General features: G+C 61.7%; 3 protein-coding genes and 1 pseudogene. 3 read left to right on the top strand and 1 reads right to left on the bottom strand.

Going from position 1 to position 5,164, the window contains the following annotated elements:
* Positions 1-133: pseudogene (locus VHL31_RS04660) on the top strand (IS481 family transposase); the annotation flags it as partial.
* A 171-nt stretch (positions 134-304) separates the two neighbouring features.
* Positions 305-1,903 (top strand): Ig-like domain-containing protein, encoded by a 1,599-nt coding sequence (locus VHL31_RS04655; RefSeq protein WP_329660040.1) that lies wholly within the window; start codon positions 305-307, stop codon positions 1,901-1,903.
* Here VHL31_RS04655 and VHL31_RS04650 read toward each other — a convergent pair.
* Positions 1,874-3,334 (bottom strand): hypothetical protein, encoded by a 1,461-nt coding sequence (locus VHL31_RS04650; RefSeq protein ID WP_329660039.1) that lies wholly within the window; start codon positions 3,332-3,334, stop codon positions 1,874-1,876. The two genes, VHL31_RS04655 and VHL31_RS04650, sit on opposite strands and share 30 nt — an antisense overlap.
* Positions 3,335-4,040: 706 nt before the next feature.
* Between VHL31_RS04650 and VHL31_RS04645 the strand changes: the two genes are divergently transcribed.
* Positions 4,041-5,164, top strand: a 1,124-nt coding sequence (locus VHL31_RS04645) for a hypothetical protein (protein ID WP_329660038.1), incomplete at its 3' end; no start/stop codon positions are given.

Genomic DNA, 5,164 nt, shown 5'->3' with positions numbered 1-5,164 from the left:
CGTGGAAGCCCTGCAGGCCGATCTGGATGCCTGGCTGCACCACTACAACCATGAGCGACCGCACCTGGGCTACCGCAACCAGGGTCGACGACCATGGGAAACCGTTGAGCAATTTGTCAGACAAGGAGGTTAAGAGGACAGCTCAAGAGGTTTCCTTGCTGACGTGCACCCTGTTTGGCCAGATGCAGGCTGCTCGCTGGCAGCAGCAGCATGGCGACTGGCAGGTTCGGCCTGGCGCTGCGGCAGGCCGGAGAGAAGGTCTGACGCCTAGAAGCCACCATTGGCGTCGTTTGCGAGGCAAGCCATGCCCAGACCCCTCCACCTTGTAAGCCACGGTGCCGTTCTCAGCGGCATGCTGGCCATGGGAGTTCTGGCCATTAGCACTGGCCGCAGTTTCGCGCAGGACCTGCTCAACGCCACCTGCACGCCAGGTGCTAAGCTGCTGGTCACCGACTACAAGAACTATCCTACCAACACGATCGGCCGCGGCCATGACATGGCAGCCTTCGTGCGCGGCAAGAACGCCGCTGGTGTCGACCAGAACTACATGATGCTGGTCTGGTCGATGGACAGCGGCAAAGGCGATGGCGGCCTCAGCTTCTGGAGCTGGGACCAGCCTGCGACATGGAGCGCTCCATCGCTGAAGAAGCACCTGCCGGCATCGCAGCTCCGTGAGGCGCATAGCACGCCCGTCACCAACATGGTCGCGAACGACTGGCGCACCTGGGTGCTGCAGGCGACTCCGGGCTTCTCGGTCTACGATCTGGACAGCATCGCCAGCCCCAAGCTTGTCACCACCTACGGCATCACCGGCCCGTCCAACGGTGGTGCCGGTTCAGCGGCCATATGTGCCGGCACCTGCGCTGGCTCGTTCGATGCGGCGACCTATGACTATGACAATGGTGCCGTCTGGTTCACGGCACTGGCCGCGCCGTACCTCTATGTGGCGCAGGCCGGCAATGGCCTGAACATCTATCGCTTCACCGATCCGGCCAATCCTGCATCCATCAGCTGGGTCAAGCGCTATGACACGAGCTGGTTCGGCCACCGCGTCAACCAGTTCTGGGTGCGGGGCAATGTCGGCTTTGCGTCAGCCGTTCAGGACAATTACGGGGTCACGGTTGTCGACCTGAGCGACCCTGTGAACCTGGTCAAGATCCGCCAGTATGGCATCACCTCGTCGCCACCGATCCGCAACTCCTATGCCTGGACGCTGAACGGCAACCGCCTCTACGCGGCGACAAAGGCACAGGGGGGAACGCTGCCCGCAGGTCTCGCCTACTACGACATCGACCCGTTGACGCTGGCCCTGACGCAGAAGAAGGAGACGGCGGGCCAATGCTCCAGTGGCGGGTATGCTGCCATCCAGGACGGTTACGCCCATGTCGGCCTGTCGATCTGCTACCAGAAGATCAGGATCTCGGACTTCGCCAAGCTCGCGCCGACGTCGCCGCCCTACTGGGCAATCGGCATCCAGGGTGCCGATAACGACTTCGTCACGCCGCTGGGGAACACTGTGTTCGTCGGCAACGATCACCACACGACGCCGGGCAGCATGGTCCTGTGTCATCAGGCCGCCAAGGACACGACCCGACCGACAGTCAACGGGCGCAATCCACGGTCGGGGGTCACGGGCGTGAAGACCACGGGCGGCGTCGGGCTTTCCTTCACCGACAATCTGAAGCCCTGGACCATCTCGCCAGCAACGCTGCCGATCCGCGTCAAGAGCACTGGCGCGCTTGTGCCCGGCTACTACAGCTATCAGCTCAACACGGTGAACTTCCGGCCGGCCACGCCGTTCGCCAAAGGCACGGTCTACGAGGTGGTGGTGACCAGTGGCGTGAAGGATCTGGCCGGCAACGGAGCCACCGCCTCAACCGCGACGTTCACCACCGGCAACTGACCGCATGGTACGCAGCGAGTGGCCATCCTGGGCCAGACCTGGCTCGAGCAGCATGGCCTTACCTGCGCGTGTCTGAAGCTCGACCGCCTTGGCCAGCAGGTGATCCCGGCCTGCTGCGGAAGGAACCCGGACTGCAGAACGCAGGAGCTTCAGGGCCCTCTCGATCAGGAAGACCTGATCGGCATACAGGCGGCGTGGACCCTTGCTGAGCACGGCCACTGCCTCCGTGGCATCGCCAAGGCCAAGTCGGAGCAGGGAGCGAGCAATGGCGGCCGGCTTGCCGACTGCCTGCGTGGCGAACGTGCTCGAGCTGCGGATGTTCTCCAGGGCGTTCAGTGTGCGGAGCAGGGCAGCAATGGCCAGCACATCATCCTTGGAGAGCCTGATGATCGGGAGAGCCTGTCCCTCAGGGGAATCTGCGAAGGTCTTGGTTGTATAGAACTCCACGGCTGCTTCGATCGTGCTGGCGGCGTTGTCGTGGAAGAAGGGGGGCGTGTCCGCGGCCTCGATCAACGACGGGGTGTTCATGCGTCCGTTGCCATAGCCGGTACGACCGGCCACCCTGATCACAGGTGATACCCCGAAACCACCGTCACCAGCGATAAGGGGATCCAGCTTGTGCGCCGGCGCATCTGCACGCTGCGCCACCCCGATATCGAACATCCCGTTGAAACCACCTTCGTTGAGCGCCGTGGCGTTCCGATGACAAAAAGAGCAGGGGCCTGACACCTCGTTGTTGAACAAGGCACGACCCCGTTCAACAAGAGGAGCGCGGAAGGTCACGCCACTGCCGTTGGCGATGTCCAGTTCATCGCGACGGCCAAGCGAACGCATGAAGGCTTCCAGCGCACGAAGCTCGGTCGAGGATGGCAGCCTGAAGTCCTTGCCTGCGACACGCGCCATTGAACGGGTGAAGTGTTGCCGGACCGAGCCCAGGGCAAACTCACGCAGTGAGCCGCGCCCTGGTGCGCCATCACCGGACCAACCGGTGGCCGCGGCAAGATCACTGGTGCGGCCTGGGCGTATCAGTGAACCGGGCTCGACCTGGATCGATCGCCCCAGCGCCAAGAGGTGCGGCACCGCGCGTGGCACCGCCGGCCTGGTGAAACCGTCGGCGTTGACCATGACAAGGGCCAGCTTGCGCAGCAGCGTCGGGTGCTCGAGCGAACGAAGCCTCGGATCGAACGCGGCGACGAACAGTGGATCCCTGGCCGGCAGCCGTGCGATGAAGGCAGGATCCAGCGTGTAGTCGTTGCTCGCCGGATGACAGGTGCCGCAGGTGCGGCCATTGCCGGCGAATGTCTCCTGGAAGAACAGCCGTCGGCCCTGCTCCACCAAGCTCTCTTGCGCTGTAGCTGCCATGGCGGCCGGCTCAGGCATGACCATGCCCAACCAGAACACGCACAAGAAGAGCAGCCAGCGGGCCTTCATCGATATCCTCGTGAACGGCTTCGACTCGTCAAGAGACCGGCACCACGCAACTCGGCTGTCGCCGGTCAGCGAGTGGCAGAACCACACCTTGGATGTTCACTGTTGAGATGAACATGATCAAGTGGCTTCTAGCCGCACCCGAGGATGGATTTTGGAGCAGTCCACCAACAGGGTGCGAGATAGCATGGACGCGAGGATCGAAGGACAGGCGCTTGATGTCGCCTGGCGGTCTGACAATCAGCCGACGGAAGGCCTGAGCACCATACGGGCAGCAGATGCGCACAAAAATAGAGGAGGCTTCTCGTTAGGATCTTTACCTGCTCAGGATGCCGTCTTGGATGATCTAGAACAATCCATGTAAATCGGCCTACAATGCCTTCCTGGGCAAGGCTCCAGCAAGGCAGCAGATCTAGATAATAAAACATGTCTCGGATGGCTTATTCTTTATCACCTGGGACGGCTGTTCTGTGAGACCGGTACTGTCAAAGCTGCGGACAGTTCATCATAAACAATCAAAGCCGCCTCTGTGCTAAATATCTCCATTTTTATTATGTAGTATTTGCATGATCAACCAAATTGGTGCGGCTTCTTGTGGGATATGTGTAATTTTTGAGATACTTTCATATCACTGCTTTGATCATGTTGCGCCCCGACTTTTTATACCTTAAGCCGGCATAAAGCTCAGGATCATCTTGTGGAGTTGACGATGTTCAGGCGCTTCCTGGCAACGATGGTGCTTGGCCCAGTGTTAGCACTTAGCACTGTAGCCGCCGCCCAGGCAGCAACCCGCTGCGGCGGGCAATACACCTCGAGCAATCTGTTCTGGCATACGGCAGCGCCCTCGGTCAGCCAGGTCATGGCGCAGCTGCCGGCCGACAAGCGCCGCTGGTCCGGGAACATGCTGTCGCTGGACTACCGCCTGGATGCGGCCGGCAAGATCGTCAACCAGACAGACTTCGCCAAGCACTGGACGGCGATCTTCGGCACCAACACGAGCACCGGCTATGGGCGGCTGGATCGCGGGGCCTGGATGCCTGGTGCCAACTCGAGCTGGGGCAACAGCACGCAGCTCGGGCGGAAGAACCTTTCGCAGTGCATCGTGGACGGCACGACGACCGCGATCTGCCTGGGCATCCCCTCGCACTCGACCATCGCGCCCAACAGCCTGGGCCATCACTCGGGCTGGATGATCCTGGACAAGAACTCGCCCAGCCCGGCTTCCCTGGTAAACCTCAAGGTCGGCAACAAGGCCTGCCTGTCCTACCGGCTGATGCTCTCGACCAACTACGACCTGCGCACCGGCCTGAATGCCAAGTTCCCGGGCTTCGCCAGTTCGCCGGACGGCTACTTGCCGCCCAACGACCATCTGTGCGAGGGCACGAACCGACAGATCAACCGCGGCAACCGGTTCTCGACCCGCATCACCTTCAGCGGAAGCAGCAACGAGACCACGGGTTCAGGCCGCATCCTCAACCACTTCCGCGACGACTTCCTGCCGGTGACCTGCAAGCGCTCGCGCACGCTCAACGAGATGCACGCCAACGACCCGCGCAGGGACGATCTGAGCCGGGGTGTCTGGTACCGGGTCGAGCACGAGCTGGTGATGAACACCAACTATGACCCGGCACCCGGCCAGAAGTCCGGGGCGATCAGCCGGATCTGGATCTACAACTATAAGACCAACGAGCTGGTGACGAAGTTCGAGAAGCGCGACAGCTTCACCTTCGACGGCATCGACTATCCGTTCATGCCGCGCAACGACCCGACCGGGAAGATCAACGGCATGTTCGTGTCGATGATGCAGACCAGCTCGGAGACCCAGCACAAGCG

The organism is Geminicoccus sp. (assembly GCF_036263595.1).
Classification (GTDB): domain Bacteria; phylum Pseudomonadota; class Alphaproteobacteria; order Geminicoccales; family Geminicoccaceae; genus Geminicoccus.
The sequence above is the reverse complement of the archived record's forward strand: the minus strand, read 5'-3'. Positions and strand labels throughout refer to the sequence as shown.

Bases quoted from the DNA above. Each gene is read 5' to 3' on its own strand.
- VHL31_RS04655 (WP_329660040.1), top strand. From the start codon at position 305: ATGCCCAGACCCCTCCACCTTGTAAGCCACGGTGCCGTTCTCAGCGGC.
- VHL31_RS04650 (WP_329660039.1), bottom strand. From the start codon at position 3,334: ATGAAGGCCCGCTGGCTGCTCTTCTTGTGCGTGTTCTGGTTGGGCATG.